The organism is Streptomyces pactum (assembly GCF_016031615.1).
Taxonomy (GTDB): Bacteria; Actinomycetota; Actinomycetes; order Streptomycetales; family Streptomycetaceae; genus Streptomyces; species Streptomyces pactus.
Genome location: NZ_JACYXC010000002.1, coordinates 136197 through 154630, shown reverse-complemented (window position 1 = coordinate 154630; position 18434 = coordinate 136197). Strand labels below are relative to the sequence as shown.

Genomic DNA, 18434 nt, shown 5'->3' with positions numbered 1-18434 from the left:
TCCGCCGGCGCGAGGCCCGCCGGCCTGACGACCGGTCACTGCAGCTTGCTCCGCGCCCCGGAGGCGGTGGCCGGTCGCCGGCCGCGGGGACGCCGCCCGGGCCGGGGGCGCCGGGGCTTGCCGTCGAGCCCCGCGGCCCGCGAGGCCCAGCAGGCCACGGTCTCCTCCGGCAGACCGATCCGGGCGAGCGCGCCCCGGACCTGGTTCCGGCACTCCGGCGAGCCGCAGTGCACCGGACTGAACGGGAGGGCGGGGGCGGGGAGGTAGAAGCAGGCACATCCGAGACAGAGGTGGATGGGACGCATGGGACATCTCCTAGTGCAGGGTTCCGCTGCCGTGGCAGGTGCCGCAGGGCCCGGTCCAGCTCCGGGTGACCGGCACCTGGTTGCCGTCCTCGTCGAGCTCCAGGGTGTGTTCGGTGTGCTCGGTGACGCGGTCCCCGCCGCAGGCCGTGCATGGTTGTTCGGACACCGGGCCAGCATGCCGCAGGCCCGTCCGCCAGGTGAACACCGAACAGCTGACCGCCCGGTGACCCGCACGGACCGCCCCGGGGCACGGTCGCCGCCGGGTCGGGACACCCGCGCACCCGGTGTGCCGCCGGCATGGTCCCACACCGGCCCCCTCCGCCGCCCGGCTTCCGGCACACTCCGGCCACGGCCCCGCCCACCCGGCTCGCGCCACGCCGTCCAGGGCGTGCCGGTTCCGTACCTCGCCGGCCCCCCGCCCCCGCGTACCGGTTCCCCCCACCCGAACGGCCCGGGGCCGGGCACGCGCGGCGCCCGGGCGCCCGGTGCCGGCGATGCCTGCCCGGCGGCCGGGGCGGAGGGGAGAGGGGCGAGGGAAGGGCCGGGATGCGGCAGGAGTCTTGTAGCCCCGCCACCACCTGTGGGAGATATAGGTCTGAACCAATGATCCCGTCTGGGGAGGCCCGAACGTGCCACGCCCGCCCGCCACCGTCGTGTTCGCGGTCTCCGCCGCGTGCCTGCTCGCCGCGTGCGGCGGTGAGGACAAGGACACCGAGCCCCCTTCCGTGCCCTCCGGTGTCACCGTCCAGGCCGGCAGCGCCACCTCGGTGCACGTGATGTGGGAACACGCCACCGACGACGAGGGGGTCGCCGGGTACGAGGTCTTCCGCAAGGGCACCAAGGTCGCCACGCTGCCGGCCACCAAACGCATGGTGGACATCGAGCGGCTGAGCCCGGGGACCGCGTACAGCTTCACCGTCCGGGCCCGCGACGCGGCCGGCAACCTGTCCCGCCCCAGCGCGGCGGTGAGCGTCACCACCCCGGCCGCCAGCCCGGAGGACCGCCGCGCCCCCACCCGGCCGACCGCCCTGCGCGGCACCGTGACCGGTAGCCGTACGGCGACCCTGACCTGGAAGGGGTCCACCGACGACGTGAAGGTCACCTCCTACGACATCTACCAGGAGGACGCCCGCATCCACAGCGTGCCCGGCGACCGGACCACCGCGCACCTCACCGGCCTGCGGCCCGGCACCGTCTACACCTTCACCGTCCGGGCCCGCGACGCGGCGGAGCACTCCTCGGCGGACAGCACGGCCGTCGATCTGACCACGCCAGCCGCCCCCGGCCAGGGTCCCAGCACCGCGCCCACCGGGCTCACCGCCACCGCGCGCGAGGGTTCGGTCGAGCTGTCCTGGAAGCCCCCGCGGACCGGTGGGCCGGTCACGGAGTACCAGCTCTTCCTCAACGGCGAGATGGCCACCACCATCGTCTGGGGCGCCGACCCGCCGGCCGGGACCGCGACGTACAGCACCCCCGTCTCCGGCGGCCCCGGCACCCGGTACAGCGTCAAGCTGCGGGCCCGGCTGCCGGACGGGAAGTGGGGGGACTTCTCCGCCCAGCGGACGGTGGTGATGCCCGGCTGAGTCGCCGCGCCCCGCCCTCCGCGGTCCCCTGACGCACCGGTGACGCTCCGAGGCCGGGGCGCCGGAGACCGCGGTGGGCGCGCCGGGGCCGTCCATCCGTCCGGGGGCCGGCTCCGGACCGACCCGGGGAGGCGGGGCGGGTGGCCGCCCGGGACCTGGTAGGGGCCCGGGTCCGGGGCGCGGCGCCGTGGCGGTGTCCGTCACGGCCCGTTAGTCTGCGGGCGGCCACGCACCGCAGTCCCCCAGCAGGAGGCGAGGGCGCCGCTGATGAGTTCCGAATCCATCCCGCCGCAGGTCCGCAGGGTGTACGGACCGTTCGACCTCAGCTCGATCCCGGCCTTCGCCGGCGGCTTCATCAACTTCGGCTGCTGGGACGGCATCGACCTGGACGGTCCGCTGACGGTGGCGGACCGGGTCCGCAGCCAGCAGCGCATGTACCAGCACGTCCTCACCGCGCTCACCGGGCCGGGGTGGGACGCCGGGAGCACCGGCGGGGCCCGGCGGGAGCGCGGCGTGCTGGAGGTGGGGTGCGGGCTGGGGTTGGGGTGCGCGCTGGCCGTCGAGGAGTTCGGGCTGCCGGACGTCACCGGGATGGACATCCACCCGGAGCAGCTGGAGCGGGCCGCCCGGGCCAACGAACGGCTGCTGGGCGAGAGCCCGGAGCGGCTGCGTTTCCGTCAGGGCGCGGCGGAGGCCATGCCGTTCGGGGACGGCCGGTTCGGCGGGGTGTACAGCGTCGAGGCGGTCCAGCACTTCCGGGACCTCGCGGCGTTCGGCCGGGAGTGCGCCCGGGTGCTGGCCCCCGGCGGGCGGCTGGCCGTGGCCGGTTTCCTCACCCCGCACGAGGACCCCGGCGCACCGGAGCGGCTCGCGGCGATGCTCGACAGCTACGCCGACGGGCTGGACGTCGCCCACCCGCTCGGCGCGCTCACCGGCTCGCTGGCCGACGCCGGTCTCCGGGCGGTACGGACGGAGTCCATCGGGGCCCTGGTGTGGCCCGGCTGGGACCGCTGGCTGGCCACCAGCGGGTACACCACGACATGGTCGCGGAACTTCCTCACCGCCTACCGGGAGGGGCTGCTCGACTACTACCTGATCACCGCGGAGGCCCCGGCCGGCTGATCCCGGGCAGACCGCTCCCGGTGCGCGGCACGGCCGGCCCCGCGCGCCCGGTACCCGGCGACCTCCCCGCGCGGCGGGCCCGTGCCGCGCCGGGCCGGTCCGTGTCCGGCCGGGGCGGTCTCCCGGGGGCCGAGGGCGGGACCGGGTGGCCGCGGGTCCGCCCGGCCGGTGTACCGCAGCGCTCCCGCCCCGGGGGTGCGGATCTGCCGTGGGCCGATCACCCTGGCCCGGCGGCAGCGGCGGGTGCTTGGGTGGCCGCCATGGAGATCCTGGTACTGGGCGGAACGGCGTGGGTGGGGCGGGAGGTGGCGCGTCAGGCGGTCGCACGCGGCCACCGGGTGACGTGCCTGGCCCGCGGGCAGAGCGGAGCGGTCGCGCGCGGGGCCCTCCTGGTGGCCGCGGACCGGCGCGGCCCGGAGGCGTACGCGGCGCTGCGCGACCGTTCCTGGGACGCGGTGGTGGAGGTGTCCTGGCAGCCGGGGTTCGTCCGGGCGGCGCTCGACGCGCTGGCCGGCCGGGCCCGGCACTGGGTGTACGTCTCCTCCGTCAGCGCCTACGCCCGCCACGCCGTCCGGGGCGCCGACGAGTCGGCGGAGCTGCTGCCTCCGACCGACCGGAGCGAGGCGGACCGCGCGGTGTACGGCGAGGCCAAGGTGGCCTGTGAGCAGGCGTCCGCGGCGGCGGTGGGCGACCGGCTCCTCATCGCCCGGGCCGGCCTCATCGGCGGCCCGGGCGACCACAGCGGACGCTCCGGCTACTGGGTGGCACGGGCGGCGCGCGACCCGCACGGGCCGATGCTCGTCCCGGACGTACCCGATCTGCCCACCCAGGTGGTCGATGTACGGGACCTGGCGGCGTGGCTGCTGGACGCGGCGGAACGGGGTGTCACCGGCGCCTACGACGCCGTCGGCCCGGTCGTCCCGTTCGCCCGGTGGCTGGAGCTCTCCCGTACTGTCGGCGGGCACACCGGCCCGGTGGTCACCGCCGGTTCACCGTGGCTGCTGGACAGGGGCGTGGCCCAGTACCTGGGTCCCGGGTCGCTGCCGATGTGGCTGGTGGAGCCGGGCTGGGAGGGGTGGTCGGCCCGGAGCGGCTCCGCGGCCCGCGCCGCCGGGCTCCGCCACCGCCCCCGGGCCGAACTGCTCGCGGACACCCTGCGGTGGGAGCGTGCCCAGGGCCTGGACCGGGACCGGCGGGCCGGTCTCGACGCGCGGCGCGAACGCGCGTTGCTCGACGCCCTGGGCGCGGGGTGACGGCCCGGCCGTGAGGCCCGTCCGGGACCCGAAGGTGCCGCGGTGCGCACCGGTACCGCGGTGCCGCCCCCGTTCGACCCGGCACCGTGACGCTTCGCGCCGTCGTACGGTCCGGGCCGCTCCGCCCGCTCCGGGGCCGCCGGGTCACCCACCGGCCCACGCCTCCCCACCGTCGGCCCACCCCCACCGTCGGCCCGCCGCCGGACCACGCCCCCGCGTCACGTGTGCCGTCCCGCCCACCCCCGGCACCGTCGGGCGACCTCGCGGCGTACGGTCCCGGGCCGCTCCGCCGGCTCCGACGGCACCGGGCGGCCCCGCCGCCGTACCGCCCGGCCGGCCCACCGTCTCCCGCACCACCGGCGCGGCACCCGTTCGCCCCGTTCGCCCGGACACGGTCCTGCCGCCCCGTCACCCGCCCTGCGCCCCCGGCCCCCTTCGGCCCCGACGGCCTCTTCGGCCCCGACGGGGCCGCCGCGCCGCCCGTACCGACCCGGCAGGCGCCGGCCACTCGCCGCACCGGTCGGCCGCCCGGCCGGTCCCGGAACGGGCTCGGCACCGCGGCGCGGGCGGGCGGGGTCGCGGCGCGGGCGGGGGGCCGCAGGCGGGCGGTCCGGGGCCACGGTGCGGGGCGCGCCGGACCGGTAGGCTCCAGCCCCCTGTGACGGCGGTGTGCCCCGGGTCGTCCCCAGGGGGCGTCTCCGCCGGCGGGCCGACGGCGCGGGGGGTACGGGTGGTGCGGGAGTTCAAGGCGCTGACACCGGAGGATCCGGAGTACGTGGGGCCGTACCGGATCGTGGCGCGCCTGGGCGCGGGCGGCATGGGCCGGGTCTACCTCGGCCGGTCGCGGGGCGGGCGGCCGGTGGCGGTGAAGGTGGTGCGGCCCGAACTGGCCGAGGACGAGGCATTCCGGCGCCGGTTCGCCCGCGAGGTCACCGCGGCCCGCCAGGTCAGCGGGGTCTTCACGGCGGGCGTGGTGGACGCCGACCCGGACGGTTCCCCACCGTGGCTGGCCACGGCGTATGTGCGGGGGGTGTCGCTGGACACCGCGGTGACCGGCCACGGGGCGCTGCCCCCGACGGCGGTGCTGGCGCTCGGGGCCGGACTGGCGGAAGCCCTGGAGGCCATCCACGCGGCCGGCGTGGTCCACCGGGACCTCAAGCCCTCCAACGTCCTGCTGGCCGTGGACGGCCCCCGGGTGATCGACTTCGGGATCTCCGCGGTCGCCGAGACCAGTACGCTCACCCGGACCGGCAGTCTCATCGGGACACCGGGGTTCATGTCGCCGGAGCAGGTGAAGGGCCGTCCGGTGACGGCGGCCGGCGACGTGTTCTCCCTCGGCGCGGTGCTGGTCTTCGCCGCCACCGGCGCCGGGCCCTTCGGCACCGGGTCGTCGCACGGGGTGCTGTTCCGCACCGTCTACGAGGAACCCGACCTGGCGGCGCTGCCGCCCGGGCGACTGGCCGGACTCGCCACCCGCTGCCTGGCGAAGGACCCCGCGCGGCGGCCCTCGGTCGCCACCCTCATCGACGCGTTCGCCGGGGCGGCGGGGGACCGGCACGGGGTGGCCGAACTCCTCTCCGGCGGGGCCTGGCTTCCCGCGACGGTGGCGGCGGCCCTGGCCCGGACCCCGGCACCGCCCTCCGCGGCGGCGGCCGGGGCGGCAGCGCCCGAACCGCCGGCGGCCGGACCCACCGGTACCACGGGCACCACCGGCACCACCGGCACCGGACCGTCCGAGCCGTCCCGGACGCGTTCGGAGCCGCCCGTTCCCGGTCCGCCCGGCCCGCCCCGGACGGACGCGGACGCACCCGGCCCCGCACGGGCCGACAGCCCGTCCCCGCCCCGTGCCCCCCTTCCCTTCCGGCAGCCCCTCCCCGGCCGGTACGGGCGCAGGCCCGGCCGCCCCTCCCCGGCGGACCCCCGCGCCCACCGCCCCCTCCCCGACGGACGCGGACACCTCCGCCACCGGCACGCCCCCTCCACCCGCCACCGGTCCGGGCCCGGGCGCCGGCCCGCGGCCCGGCACGCGTACGTCCGGCGCCGTCACCGGCACGGGGGGCGGGACCGGTTCCGGCACGCCGGACGCCCCCGGCGGGGACCGGCCGGCGGCCTACGGGCCGCCCCCTCCGCCGTACGACCCCGGCGCGACCGTCGCGCCCGCCGGGTGGCCGGCCGCCACCCGGGATCCGGCCGGCGGCGCGGGCGGACGCCGGCGGTGGTCCCGGCGTCGGACGCTGACGGCGCTGACCGCGGTCACCACGGTGGCCGCGGTCACCGCCGCGCTGCTGTGGGGTCCCCGGCTCTTCGGGGGTGGGGGCGGCACCGGCTCCGACGACGGACGGTGGGCCGCTCCCTCCGGCACCCCGGCGGGCTCCTCGCCGTCCCGGGGCGGACGGGAACCGGACACCACGGTGACCATCGCGGTGAGCGCCCCGCTCACCGGCGACCTGGCCTCCTTCGGGCAGGTGATCAAGAACTCGGTCGACCTGGCGGTACGGGACGCCAACCGGCGGGGAGAGGTGCCCGGCATCACCTTCGAGGTCACCGCCGTGGACGACCGGGCCCGGCCGGAGGACGGGCGACGCAACGCCGCGCGGCTGGCCGCCGACGACGACGTCCTCGGAGTGGTCGGTCCGGCCACCACCGCCGTCGCCCAGGCGACCCGGCCGGTGCTCGCCGACGCGGACCTGGCCGAGGTCTCACCGGCCGCGACGAACCCGGTGCTGACCCTCGGCGACCGGTGGGAGCGGGGCCAACGGAAGCGCCCGTTCGGGACGTTCTTCCGCACCGTGACCACCGATGAGCAGCAGGCCCGGTTCGCGGCCCGGTACCTGTACCGGGACCTGGGCAAGCGCAGGGCGTTCGTCATCGGGGAGCGGTCCGGCCCGTCCGGCCCGGTGCACGCGTTCCGCGAGGAGTTCACCGCCCTCGGCGGACGGATCGCCGGCGCGGGCGAGGCGGACCCGTACGGCCAGGACTTCGGCGGCACCGCCGCCCAGGTGCGCGACTCCGGCGCCGACGTGGTCTACTTCGGCGGCGTGTACCCGGTGGGCGGGCCGCTGGCCAGGAAGCTCCGGGAGACCGGGTTCGACGAACCGCTGGCCGGCGGGGACGGCCTGTACAACGACGGCTATGTGGCTCTCGCCGGGGGTGCGCGGGCCGACGGCGACATCTGCACCACCGTGGGGGTCCCGCCCGAGCGGCTCGCCTCCGCCCGGGCGTTCGTCAGGGCCTACCGGGACGCGGGCCACCCGGACCCGCCGGCGATTCAGGGCGGTTACGCCTACGACGCGGCCTGGGCGATCGTCCAGGCGGTCAAGGACGTCGTGGCGGAGGCCGGCGGCAGGCTGCCGGACGACGCCCGGGCCCAGGTGGTGGAGGCGCTGCGGGACGTCTCCTTCGACGGGGTGACCGGGGAGATCGCCTTCGACGAGTACGGGGACGTCACCAACCGGCAGGTCTCGGTGTACCGGGTGGACAGCGGCGGCTGGCGGTACGTCACCCACGGCGCGGCCGGCGACGGCTCCCGGGGGTGACGCACCGCTCCCGGCACGGAGCGCCCCCACGCGGCCCGGCGCGACCCCGCCCGGGCGCGGGGCCCGGCACGGTCCGGCGCATCCCCGCCCGGCCCGGTGCGGGGCCCGGCCGGCGCGCACGGCTCGCCCGGGACCGGCAGTGTGCGGCAGGGCCCGCCGCCGTCCTCCCGTACCGGACGCCGATCCCCGGACCGGATGGCCCCCGCGGCGGCCGGATGCCACCTCCCGGACCGCGTACCCCTGCGGGCCGGGGGCGGTCGCGCGCGGCCCGCGGGGGCCGGGCGGAGCCGCGAGCGGCGGACGGCGGATGGGGCGGGCCAACGAGGAGCGAGCCGGGCCGGGAGGGTCCCGGTCACACCCCGGCCGGGCCCTGCAGGCCCCTGGTCGCGCCGGGCCGGGACCGGTCGGGTCCGTCGGGCCCCGGAGCGCTCCGCGTCCCGCGAACCGGACGGGAAGGCGGCCGGCGGCCCGGGAGCCCGGGCGGGGGGTGGGCGGCGTCCCCCCGGACGGCGGGCGGGGCGGCCGCTGCGTTTGACACCCGCCCCCCGGCTGGCACGGTGGTGGAGGGGACAACGGCCACCGGCGGCTACCGGTGGGCAGCGGCGGCGGGCGACGCAGGAGGTTCTCGATGGGTTCCGGTTGGGTTTGGACGGCGTCCCGTCCCATGTGGCGGTCCGCCGCCCGGCAGCTACCGCTCCGGCTCACCTCCGGCGCGTTCTTCCTCCACTCCGGCTTGACCAAGCGCGGGGCGGACGAGCAGACGGCCGAGGCCCTGCACGGATTCGCGAAGGCCACCTACCCGAAGCTGGCGAAGGTCGACGCCCAGCAGTTCACCCGGCTGCTGTCCGCCGGCGAGATCGCCATCGCCGCCGCGCTGCTCCTGCCCGGTGTCCCGGTCGTGGTCGCCGGCGGCGCGCTGACCGCGTTCTCGTTGGGCACCATCGGGCTGTACCTGAAGACCCCGGGCATGCGCGAGGAGGGCAGTCTCCGCCCGACCGAGCAGGGCCTTCCGCTGGCGAAGGACGTGTGGCTGCTGGGCATCGGGCTGTCCCTCCTCGCCGACGGCCTCACCGGCCCCCACCGCGCCGTGACCGCCGCCCGCTGCGCGCTCCGCCACCGCCGCTGAGCCGGCGCCCACCGGGCGCCGGGCGCCCGGTGGAAGGGACGGAGGGCGGGAAGGGACGGACGGCACACGGCGGCGGCACCGGCGGTCTCCGGAAACCCGCCGGCCGGCACCGGCGCCGAGGCGCGCACCGGGGCACGTGCCGACGGGGGCCGGAGGGTTCGCCATCCGTATCACCGGGCGAGCATGACGGGCCTGCGATCCGTCACCGGGCGACGGTGACGGCCGCCGTCCCGGCCACCGCCGTGGACACCGCCCTCCCCGGCCACCACCATCCCCCGCCCGCCACCGTTGACCACCGCCGTCCCCGGTCGGTGCCGCCCCCGCTCGCGCCGTCGCGGCCGGTACGTCGCCGGACGCCTCAGCCCGCCCGCTCCGCCGGCCGCCGCGCGGCCGCCCACTCGCGGCCCCACTCGGCCAGCGGCCGGAGGGCGTCGTTGAGGCGCCTGCCGTTCTCGGTCAGCGAGTACTCCACACGGGGCGGCACCTCGTCGTAGGAGACGCGGCGCACCACGCCGTCCGCCTCCATCTCGCGCAGGTGGGAGGCGAGCACCTTCTCCGTGATCCCCGGGAGCAGCCGCCGCAGCTCGCCGAAGCGGCGGAACGGATGCTCGTGGAGAGCCCAGAGGATCAGCACCTTCCACTTGCCGCCGACCACCTCCATCGCGGTGTCGATCCCGCAGACGTGGCCGTCCGGTGTCCCCGGCCGGTTCAGCGTCGTCATGCCCCACCCTTCCGACGTGCTCGCTCTCCCCGGGGTAAGCACCCACTCCGAAGTGCGTACTTGATCACCTCCGGGCCGTTGGCCAGCCTAATCGGCATGACACCTGACACGGTTGAGAAGACCCCCCTGACCCTGCTGGGCCTCGGTGCGATGGGCACCGCGCTGGCCCGTACCTGGCTCGCCGCCGGGCACCCGCTGACCGTCTGGAACCGTACCCCGGCCCGCGCCGAGGCACTGGCCGCCGACGGCGCCGAGGTCGCGGACAGCGCCGCCGCGGCGGTCGCGGCGAACACCCTGGTCGTCGTCTGTCTGCTGGACGACGCCTCGGTGGAAGAGGTTCTGGCCGGCGCCGACCTGACCGGCCGGGACCTGGTCAACCTGACCACCGGCACCCCTGCCCAGGCCCGCGCCCGCGCCCGGTGGGCCCAAGAGCGCGGCGCCCGCTACCTGGACGGCGGGATCATGGCCGTCCCGCCGATGATCGGCGTCCCCGAATCCGGCGGCTACGTCTTCTACAGCGGCCCCGAGGAGCTGTTCGAGCGGCACCGGGAGACCCTGGCCGTGCCGACCGGCACCCGGTACGTCGGCGAGGACGCGGGCTTCGCGGCCCTGCACGACGTGGCCCTGCTCAGCGCCATGTACGGGATGTTCGCCGGCGCGTCGCACGCCTTCGCGCTGATCCGCAAGGAGGACATCGACCCCGCGTCGCTCGCCCCGCTGCTCGCCGACTGGATCGTCGCGATGGCCCCCGCGGTTCACCACACCGCCGAGCAGCTGCGCAGCGGCGACTACACCCAGGGGGTCGTGTCCAACCTCGCCATGCAGGTGGCCGGCATCCCGACCTTCCTGAACACCGCCGAGCAGCAGGGCGTCAGCCCCGAACTGCTCGGCCCGTACTTCGAGCTGATGCGCCGCCGCCTGGCCGAGGGCAGCGGCGAGGAGGACGTGACGGGCGTGATCGACCTGCTGGTGCGCTGACCCGCGCCTGCGGGACCGGCCTCTCGGGGGCCACCGGGCGTCAGGGCCCTCCACCAGCGGCCGCGGCCGGCCGGCCAGGTCACAGCAGACCCTCGCCGGGCAGGTCGCGGCCGGGTCCGGCCGCCGGGACCAGATCCCGGCGCAGGTACCACTCGGTGCCCAGCAGACGGTCCCGCAGCGGCGCCGGGAGCGAGGTGAGCCGGGTGAAGGCGGCGCCCCGTTCGACCTCCGAGACGTGCGCGTGCAGCGCCGCCCACTTGCGGTCGGCCCAGGGGCGTACGTCCACCACCGTGGTGATGCGCTCGTCGGGCACCCCGGGGAGCGGCCCGCCGTCCTCCGCCCGCTCCCCGAACGCCTCCCGCCACACCTCGGCCACCACCGAGCGGGCCACCGTGACGAGATACAGGGCCCGGGGCTGCCAGGGCGCACCGGACTCCGGATACAGCTGGTCGTGGCCGGCCGCCTCCACCGCCGCCACGGTCGCGCGGTGCGCCCGTACGTGGTCGGGGTGGCCGTAGCCGCCGTACGCGTCGTAGGTGATCACCACGTCCGGGCGGAACCGCCGGATCTGTCCGACCAGCCGCTCGGTCACCTCGTCGAACGGAGCCTCGCTGAACGGCGGGGCGCCGGGTGCGGAGTCGGGCACCCCGCTGTCGGCGTAGCCCAGCAGCCGGGGTGCCCCGGCGCCCAGGATGTCCAGCGACCGCTCCAGCTCGCCCGCCCGCCGGGTGCCCTCGGCCCACGTACAGGTGACCACGCCGGTCCTCGCCCCCGCCCCGGCGTACTTGGCCAGCACCCCGCCGGTCCACAGCGCCTCGTCGTCGGGGTGCGCGTGCACACACAGCAGACCCGGCTCGGCCACGGTGTCCTCCCTGTCGTCGGATCGGACCCAACCTACGCCACCCGTCGCCCCGTTGACCGGCCGGCGCCCCCGCACCGCGGACCGGGGCGCGGGTGCCGGGGGCGGAAGACGGGCCGGGCCGTGCGGCGTCAGCCGCGTCCCGTGCGGCGTCAGCCGCGTCCCGTGCGGCGTCAGCCGCGTCCCGTGCGGCGTCAGCCGGCTCCCGGGGCGGCCCGGCCTTCCGCCGCCGGGAGTGGCCCGGGCCGGGGAGAGCGGTGCCGGGGACGGACGCGGCCGCCCGCCGCGGACGGGCCGCCACCCCGGCCACCACCGCGGCGAGTCCGGCACACCCGAAGCACAGCGACAGCGGCAGCGAGCCCACCAGCAGCCCGGCGGCGGCAGCCGCCCCGGCCGTACCGGCGTTGAAGGCGGTGTTCACCCAGGTGCCCGCCCGGATCCGCCCGTGCGGCTCGGCGGCCTCGTCGGCGGCCAGGTACGCGCTGGTCAGAGCAGGTGCCACGAAGAGCCCGGCGAGCCCTGACCAGACCACCAGGAGCCACGGGTGGGGGCTCAGGCCCATGGGGGCGACGACCACCCCCTGGGCGACCACCCAGCGCGCCGGCCGGGCACCGGCCCGGGCGGGCCACCGGACGGCGCCGTGGACCAGGCCGCCGACGGCGCTGCCCGCGGAGAGCGCCGCCATCGACCACGCCGCCACCGCGGGCTGCCCCTGCCGGTCGGCCAGGGCGACCAGCAGGATCTCCACGGCACCGGAGCACATGCCGGCCCCCGCCGCGGCGGTGACGGCCCGGCGCCCGGCACGCCCGTCCGCCCACGGCCGCCGTCGTGCCCGCCCGGCCCGGGGGCCTTGGGCGGGGCGCGGCGGCCCCACCGGCCGTGGCGAGCGGCGGGCCGTGGTGTCCGGTCCGTCCCGCAGGGCCGGGGAGGAGACGAAGGCGAGGGTGCCGGCCAGGACGAGCCCGGCGCTCACCGGAAGACCGGCCACCGGCGCCGCCACCTGGAGCAGCAGACCGGTCAGCAGCGGGCCCGTCACGAAGAGGAGTTCCTCGGCGACGGTGTCCAGGCTGTACGCGCGGCGCAGCAGCGCCTCGTCCGGGGCGAGCCGGCGCCACACGGTGCGCATGACCGGACCGAGCGGCGGCATGCCGGCGCCGGCGGCCACCGCCCAGATCATCACCGCCGCCTCCGGGACGCGCACCCCGGAGGGCAGCAGGGCCGGCACGGTCAGGGTGAGCGCGTAGCCGGTGGCCAGGGCGGGCAGCACCCGGCGCGGCCCGTACCGGTCGACCAGTCCCGCCCGGGCCGGGGCGAACAGGACGCCGCTGAGGCCGAACAGAGCCGAGGCGGTACCGGCGGCGGCGTAGGAGCCGGTGGTGTCCCGGACCGTCAGGACCAGGGAGAGGAAGACCGTGCCGTACGACAGACGGCCCAGCAGCGCCGCGCCGAAGGTACGGCGGGCATGACGGATGCGCAGCACCGCCGCGTACGACGGCGCCGAAGCGGGCGAGGACATCAGTGGGTTCCCCAGGGGGCGAAGGAGTGGCACGGCACGGCGCCCCACGGCACCGCACCGTACGGGGACGGCGCGGACCGCGCCCGGCGGACGCGGTGGCACCGGCTCCTACGCACGGAAGAGGAACATGCCGGCAACCTACCCCGCGGGCCCGCCCGCCCGGAAGGGTCGACACCGTACGGCGCCGGCGGGCCCCGCATGGCGGCGGCCTACCCGGCCGGCAGAGCCCCCGACGCGCGGGAGTCGGGTCCTCACGCCCGGAGGGCGGCGGGGCTTGACCGGGCGCCGGGCGCGCGGACCGGACGTCCGCCGGGCCCCGGGCCGCGCCGCCCCGGCCTCCCCCGCGCCGGCCCCGGGCCGTCCCGACGCGGGTGCCGGGTTTGTACCGGGCCGGTTCCGCCGCCGGGCGCGGGGTCCGGCATCACGGCCCGGCGCGGCAACCGGGCGGTCAGGTGCGCTTCTTGCCCCTGCGTATCTGCGGCCGGACCCAGTCACCCCGGTGTTTCTGGCACCGCGCGTAGCCGACCATCGCCTTGTTCCGGCACCGTCCGCCCTTCTTCGTCGGCGCGCCGCACAGCGTCTGGTAACCCATCACTGAACACCTCCCCTCCGCGCTCGGTACCAGGATTCCGCCCGGCCGCTCGTCGCCCCGTCGCGGCCGGCTCGGGTGGCCGGTTACGGATGCCGCGGGTGACCGGAACCCGCCGCGGCGCGCGCCGCCGGCCGTCCGCCGGTGGAGCGGTGGGCGGGGTGCGGCGGATTTCTCGGAACACACCGTTCCGGGCGCCGGTGTCGGCAGGATGAAGGGCATGACCGAAGATCGTGAGATACCGAACCGGCCCGCGGACGCGCCCGCCGGGGCGGCACCCGTGCCACGGCAACGGGGCATCCGGTCGAACCCGTGGGCAGCCGGTCTGGCCGGTCTGCTGGTGGGGGCGGCCCTCACCGGGGCCGTATGGCTGGTCGTCGGCGGCGAAGGGGATGACGACGACGGCCCGGCGGCCACCGGGCCGGACCGGCCCCCGGCAGCGCCCCGGCTGCCGGACAAGCTGGGCATGTACCCGCGGTTCGGTGACGCCGCCGGCGCGGTCAGCCACGAGGGGGCCGAACGGACCGCGCGACGCGTCGCCGAGGCCGACGAGCGGAGCGCCACGTCACTGTCCGCCGCGTACGGCGGTGCCCCGGCGGCGGTGCAGACCTACACCGACCAGGAAATGACCGGGCAGCTCATGCTCACCGCGGTCCGGGCCGGCTCCCCCGAGCCGTTCGCGCCCTACGAGGACGCGGCCGCGCTGGGGCTGGCCGAGCCCACCCGGGAGGTGGTCCGGGTGGGCGAGGTGGCGTGCGTGGTCCACAACCAGCCCGTGCCCGCACGGCGCAAGCCGGGACCGGAGACGGTGAACGTCGAGTTCTGCCAGCGCACGGAAGACGGCCTGACGGTGCAGGTGCGCGGGGTGACCGCGGAGGTGCGGACCCGGCCGGAAGACGTCGCGGCGCTGGTCGAGGAGGCATGGTCCGCACTCGACTGAGCCCGCCGGTCCTCCCCCACGGCGGCCTCCGGCGCCGGCACCGGCCTCCACCCGCGGCCTCCGCCGGGAGCACCGCCGGGCCGGAACCGGCCCCGGGCACCGGCCGGGACCGCCGCCGCCCGGGTCCCGGTGACGTTGCGGCCACCCGTGGTGCGGCGCGCCGGGGGCTGGAGACCGGACGTCGTACGGTGGCGGCCCTGACGGTGCGTCATGGAACGCCCCGGGGCGCACCGCCGGACTTCACCACCCCATGCGTACTGTGTGTCGTACCGCGCGGGTGGCGTCCCGCGGCTGCCCGGACGGTACCGGCGGGTGCGCGGCCCCGGCGGACTGCCGCCGCGCCCCCGGTGCCCACACGCCGTCACGGTCGCCGGTCCACGCGTCACCGGCCCGCGCGCCGCCGAGGCCGCCGGCCCTCACGCACCGTCACGGCCACCGGCCCTCGCCTCGCCGGTCGGCGTGCCGACGGTCGAGGTGCCGTCGTGGTCAGCGCCCACCGCGGGCGGCGCGGCGCTGCCGCTTGCCCAGCGGCGCCTGGGACAGGTCCTCGGCCTGGGACCGGAGTTTTTTGAAGCCGTAGCCACGCTCGGTCAGCCAGCGCTTCGCTGCCGACTCGGCACGTTCGGTCGCCTCCAGGATGTCCTCCTCGGCCTCCCCGGAGTCCAGGAAGCGGAAGGCGAAGGCGGGCCGCGCGGCGATGTCGTAGCTGAGGTGGCCCTCCCGGGTGAAGGCCGCCCGCAGGACGACGTGCTCGGCGGCCCGGGCCAGCAGTTCGGCCCGCTGTTCGGGCCCGAGGCCGTCGAACTCCCCGCGCACGAGGATCCGGAAGGTACGCGCAGTCATGCCGTCACACTAGACAGCCGGCCCCTGCCGCACCACGCGTTTTACCGGCGTCGCCGCACCAGCGGCTCACCGCCGGCAGTGGGTGCGGGGACCGCACGGCGCAGTGGCCGCCCCGGCCGGCCCGGGCCCGGCTTCGGACGCCCGGGGACCGCCACACGGTGAACCGGCCGGGGCCCCGCCGGTTCACCGTGTGGCGGTCCCCGGGCGTCCGGGGTGCCGGGTGTCGGGTGTCGTGAGCGCCGGCCGGGGCCCGGGGCGCCCGTCCGGGTGCCGATCGGGTGCGGCCCGGTACGCCCCGCCCTACGGTGAGCCCATGCCGCTCGTCCGAGGCCGCCGTGCCGCCCGCACCGCGACGCTGGTCGTCTGCGTCCTGTCCGCCGCGCTCCTCCCGGCGCGCGCCCACGCCACCGGGCCGGACGGTGCCACCCCGGTCCCACCGGCGCCCCCGGCGTCCGCCGCGCACCCCGGTGGCCCCCGGCTGGAGCGGGACGCCGCCGCCCTGCACCGGGCCGGGTACACCGGGGTGTCGGTCCGGCTGGACACACCGCGCGGCGCGCACACCGCCCGCGGCGGCGTGGCCGATCTGCGCACCGGCCGGCCGGTGCCGTGGCAGGGGTATCTGCGGACCGGCAGCACCACCAAGACGTTCGTCGCCACCGTGCTGCTCCAACTCACCGGCGAGGGCCGGGTGTCGCTCGACGACACGGTGGAGCGATGGCTGCCGGGTGTGGTCCGCGGGCACGGCAACGACGGCCGCCGGATCACCCTGCGGCAGTTGCTCCAGCACACCAGCGGGCTGCCCGACTACGACGGCGACGTGGTGCCCGAGTTCAGCGCCCGCGGGTACCTCGCCCACCGCTGGACCACCTACTCCCCCGCCGAGCGGGTCGCCCTCGCGCTGTCGCACCCGCCGTCCTTCGCGCCGGGCACGGGCTGGGAGTACTCCAACACCAACTACATCCTGGCCGGGATGGTGATCGAGGCGGTCACCGGGCGCGGCTGGGAGCGGGAGGTGCACGACCGGGTGCTGCGCCCGCTGGGTCTCCGGCACACCCTCATCCCGGGCGACCATCCGTTCCTGCCGCACCCGCACGCCCGCGACTACCAGCAGTTCGGACCGGGTGAGCCGTTCACCGACACCACGGTCGCCTATCTGCCTCTGGACGGGGGCGCGGACGGCTCGATCATCAGCACCGCGGCGGACCTCAACCGGTTCTTCTCGGCGCTGCTGCGGGGGCGGCTGCTGGGCCCCGCGCAACTCGCCGAGATGCGGCGGACCGTCGCGCTGCCCGAGGGCTCCGGGGGCGTGCCGGGCACCCGCTACGGGCTGGGGCTGGAGTGGACCCCGCTCAGCTGCGGCGGGAGCTACTGGGGGCACTCCGGCGGCGGGTTCGGCTTCTACGTGTGGCCCGGCGCCACCGAGGACGGCAGGACCGCGCTGACCCTGTCGGTGCACAGCCAGGCGGGGGACCCTGTCGTCGCCGGGCGTCAGGCGCGGGCCGCCACCGCCGTGGTGGACCGCGCCCTGTGCGACGCCCGCCGGTGACCGGACGGCACACGCCCATGGCCGGACCGCGTACGCCCGTGACCAGGCCGTATACGCCCGTGACCGGACCACGTACGCCGGTGACCGGACGGCCGCCGCGTGGCCCGGCGGCGCGACCGGGCGTCCGGCCGGCCGCCGGGCCGCGGGGCCGCCCGCTCAGCCGACGGGCGCGGCGACCGGCTCCAGCAGGTCGGCGTGGTGGCGGCGGGCGACCTCCGGGTGGGCCCGCAGCCAGCCCTTGAGGGCGTTCCGCCCGTACTCCGCGAAGAGCGGGTTGGCCGGGTCCTGGGTGGCCCCGGGGGCCTGCCGGGCGTGCGGGAACGGCAGCGGCTCGATCCGGGCGTCCAGCCGCGGGTTGTAGAAGAACGGCACGGAGAACCGCTCCCGCTCCCCGGGCGGGCTCACCACGCGGTGGTTGGTGGCCTTGAGGTATCCGTTCGTGGCCACCTCCAGCAGCTCGCCGAGGTTCACCACGAAGGCGCCGGGCAGCGGCGGCACCTCGTGGAACCGGCCGTCGGAGCGCTCCACCTGCAGCCCCCCGATGTCGTCCTGGAGCAGCAGGGTGAGGAAACCGTAGTCCTTGTGGGCGCCCACCCCCTGGTCGGCGCCGTCCGGTGCGCGGCCCGGGTAGCGGACCAGCTTCAGGTGCAGGTGCGGGTCGTCGCCGAAGGCGTCGTCGTAGAAGTCCGGCGGGGCGCCGATGGCCGCGATCAGCTCGTGCAGCAGCCGCCGGGCGACACCGCTGAGCCGGTCGATCCAGGCCAGTGCGACGGTGCGCAGTTCCGGGAGCGCGGCGGGCCACTGGTTGGGGCCCTCCAGCCACCGGTACGCGGGCTCGTCCGGCCGGGGGACGCGGGCCGGCCGCTCGGCCCCGATGTCGAGCTGGTCCCGCCAGTCCCGGCTGCCCGCGGTGTGCTCGTCACCGATCCGGGTGTAGCCGCGGAAGTGGGGGGAGGTGAGGTTGGATATCGCCAGCCGGTCGGCCTCCGGCAGGGCGAAGAACTCCCGCATCGCGCGGGTGAGCCGGGCGGTCTCCTCCGGGGTGACGCCGTGTCCGGTCAGCTGGAAGAAGCCGACGTCGCGGGCGGCCGAGTGGAGCTGGGCGTGGAGTGCGGCACGCTCCCGCGGGCCGCCGGAGGCGGCGGAGAGGTCGATCAGGGGAAGCTGCTGGGAAGACATGGGGTTCCGTCCGCTGGGTGCAGGTCCCGGGCCGGGGCCGCCGTTGGGCGGGCCCACGCCGGCGGCGGGCGCGGTGGCGCGCGCGACCGGTCCCGGGTACGGGGAGGTGGGGGTGGGAGGAGCGCCGCGGGCGGCGGCGGGCCAGCCCGCCGGGCGGGCAGGCGGCCGGAAGAGGCGACTCAGCCGAGGCGCGGACAGGACATGCTCGTGACGCGGACGAAGTCCACGTGGCGGCGGCGTACGAGCGGAACCATGGCCGACAGGTTACCGCCTGGTGGCCGAAACCGTCCGTGACCCCGGTCACCCGCCGGGACCGGGCTCCGGCCCGGTCGCCCACC

The 18434-nt window shown here is 77.5% G+C and carries 15 protein-coding genes and 2 pseudogenes; 9 read left to right on the top strand and 8 right to left on the bottom strand.

The genetic code is table 11. From position 1 onward, the window contains the following. Positions 1-35: 35 nt before the first annotated feature. Positions 36-305 carry a hypothetical protein gene (locus IHE55_RS29095; RefSeq protein ID WP_197992406.1) on the bottom strand — a complete coding sequence of 90 codons (270 nt, stop codon included), beginning with the start codon at positions 303-305 and terminating at the stop codon, positions 36-38. Positions 306-315: 10 nt separating this feature from the next. Next, positions 316-471 carry a hypothetical protein gene (locus IHE55_RS29090; RefSeq protein WP_197992405.1) on the bottom strand — a complete coding sequence of 52 codons (156 nt, stop codon included), beginning with the start codon at positions 469-471 and terminating at the stop codon, positions 316-318. Positions 472-934: 463 nt separating this feature from the next. Here IHE55_RS29090 and IHE55_RS29085 point away from each other — a divergent pair, with 463 nt between their 5' ends. The 6 genes and pseudogenes from IHE55_RS29085 (at position 935) to IHE55_RS29060 (ending at position 8925) form a co-directional block, all read left to right on the top strand. After that, positions 935-1888 (top strand): fibronectin type III domain-containing protein, encoded by a 954-nt coding sequence (locus IHE55_RS29085; protein WP_197992404.1) that lies wholly within the window; start codon positions 935-937, stop codon positions 1886-1888. Between the two features lie 267 nt (positions 1889-2155). Then, positions 2156-3010 carry a class I SAM-dependent methyltransferase gene (locus tag IHE55_RS29080; RefSeq protein ID WP_197992403.1) on the top strand — a complete coding sequence of 285 codons (855 nt, stop codon included), beginning with the start codon at positions 2156-2158 and terminating at the stop codon, positions 3008-3010. A 260-nt stretch (positions 3011-3270) separates the two neighbouring features. Further along, positions 3271-4263, top strand: coding sequence for a Rossmann-fold NAD(P)-binding domain-containing protein (locus IHE55_RS29075; protein ID WP_197992402.1), 993 nt, complete (start codon positions 3271-3273; stop codon positions 4261-4263). 817 nt (positions 4264-5080) lie between these two features. After that, a pseudogene (locus IHE55_RS33335) lies at positions 5081-5731 on the top strand (serine/threonine-protein kinase); the annotation flags it as partial. A 793-nt stretch (positions 5732-6524) separates the two neighbouring features. After that, positions 6525-7799, top strand: a complete 1275-nt coding sequence (locus IHE55_RS29065) for a branched-chain amino acid ABC transporter substrate-binding protein (RefSeq protein ID WP_197992401.1) — start codon at positions 6525-6527, stop codon at positions 7797-7799. A 664-nt stretch (positions 7800-8463) separates the two neighbouring features. Next, complete coding sequence (locus tag IHE55_RS29060; protein WP_197992400.1) at positions 8464-8925, top strand: hypothetical protein; 462 nt, start codon at positions 8464-8466, stop codon at positions 8923-8925. A 358-nt stretch (positions 8926-9283) separates the two neighbouring features. Here IHE55_RS29060 and IHE55_RS29055 read toward each other — a convergent pair whose 3' ends face one another. Next, a complete protein-coding gene (locus tag IHE55_RS29055; RefSeq protein ID WP_197992399.1) occupies positions 9284-9646 on the bottom strand; it encodes a winged helix-turn-helix transcriptional regulator in 363 nt (120 codons plus the stop codon). 96 nt (positions 9647-9742) lie between these two features. On the opposite strand from IHE55_RS29055, the gene IHE55_RS29050 reads away from it, so the two are divergent. After that, positions 9743-10624, top strand: a complete 882-nt coding sequence (locus IHE55_RS29050; RefSeq protein WP_197992398.1) for an NAD(P)-dependent oxidoreductase — start codon at positions 9743-9745, stop codon at positions 10622-10624. A gap of 79 nt (positions 10625-10703) precedes the next feature. On the opposite strand, the gene IHE55_RS29045 is transcribed toward IHE55_RS29050, so the two are convergent. The 3 genes and pseudogenes from IHE55_RS29045 to IHE55_RS29035 all read right to left on the bottom strand — a co-directional run bounded on the left by IHE55_RS29045 (position 10704) and on the right by IHE55_RS29035 (position 13591). Further along, positions 10704-11486, bottom strand: a complete 783-nt coding sequence (locus IHE55_RS29045) for a PIG-L family deacetylase (protein WP_197992397.1) — start codon at positions 11484-11486, stop codon at positions 10704-10706. Between the two features lie 613 nt (positions 11487-12099). Next, positions 12100-12999, bottom strand: a pseudogene (locus IHE55_RS29040) (MFS transporter); the annotation flags it as partial. 448 nt (positions 13000-13447) lie between these two features. Next, the gene (locus tag IHE55_RS29035) at positions 13448-13591 is read right to left on the bottom strand and encodes a hypothetical protein (RefSeq protein ID WP_197992396.1); all 144 of its coding nucleotides are present in this window, start codon (positions 13589-13591) and stop codon (positions 13448-13450) included. Between the two features lie 217 nt (positions 13592-13808). On the opposite strand from IHE55_RS29035, the gene IHE55_RS29030 reads away from it, so the two are divergent. After that, positions 13809-14528: a hypothetical protein gene (locus IHE55_RS29030; RefSeq protein WP_197992395.1), complete on the top strand. Its 720-nt coding sequence runs from the start codon at positions 13809-13811 to the stop codon at positions 14526-14528. A 486-nt stretch (positions 14529-15014) separates the two neighbouring features. Here IHE55_RS29030 and IHE55_RS29025 read toward each other — a convergent pair whose 3' ends face one another. Further along, the gene (locus IHE55_RS29025; protein WP_197992394.1) at positions 15015-15371 is read right to left on the bottom strand and encodes a DUF6204 family protein; all 357 of its coding nucleotides are present in this window, start codon (positions 15369-15371) and stop codon (positions 15015-15017) included. Positions 15372-15684: 313 nt separating this feature from the next. Here IHE55_RS29025 and IHE55_RS29020 point away from each other — a divergent pair, with 313 nt between their 5' ends. Beyond that, positions 15685-16917, top strand: a complete 1233-nt coding sequence (locus IHE55_RS29020) for a serine hydrolase domain-containing protein (protein ID WP_197992393.1) — start codon at positions 15685-15687, stop codon at positions 16915-16917. A gap of 156 nt (positions 16918-17073) precedes the next feature. On the opposite strand, the gene IHE55_RS29015 is transcribed toward IHE55_RS29020, so the two are convergent. Continuing rightward, positions 17074-18096, bottom strand: a complete 1023-nt coding sequence (locus IHE55_RS29015) for an isopenicillin N synthase family dioxygenase (protein ID WP_197992392.1) — start codon at positions 18094-18096, stop codon at positions 17074-17076. Between the last annotated feature and the right edge of the window lie 338 nt (positions 18097-18434).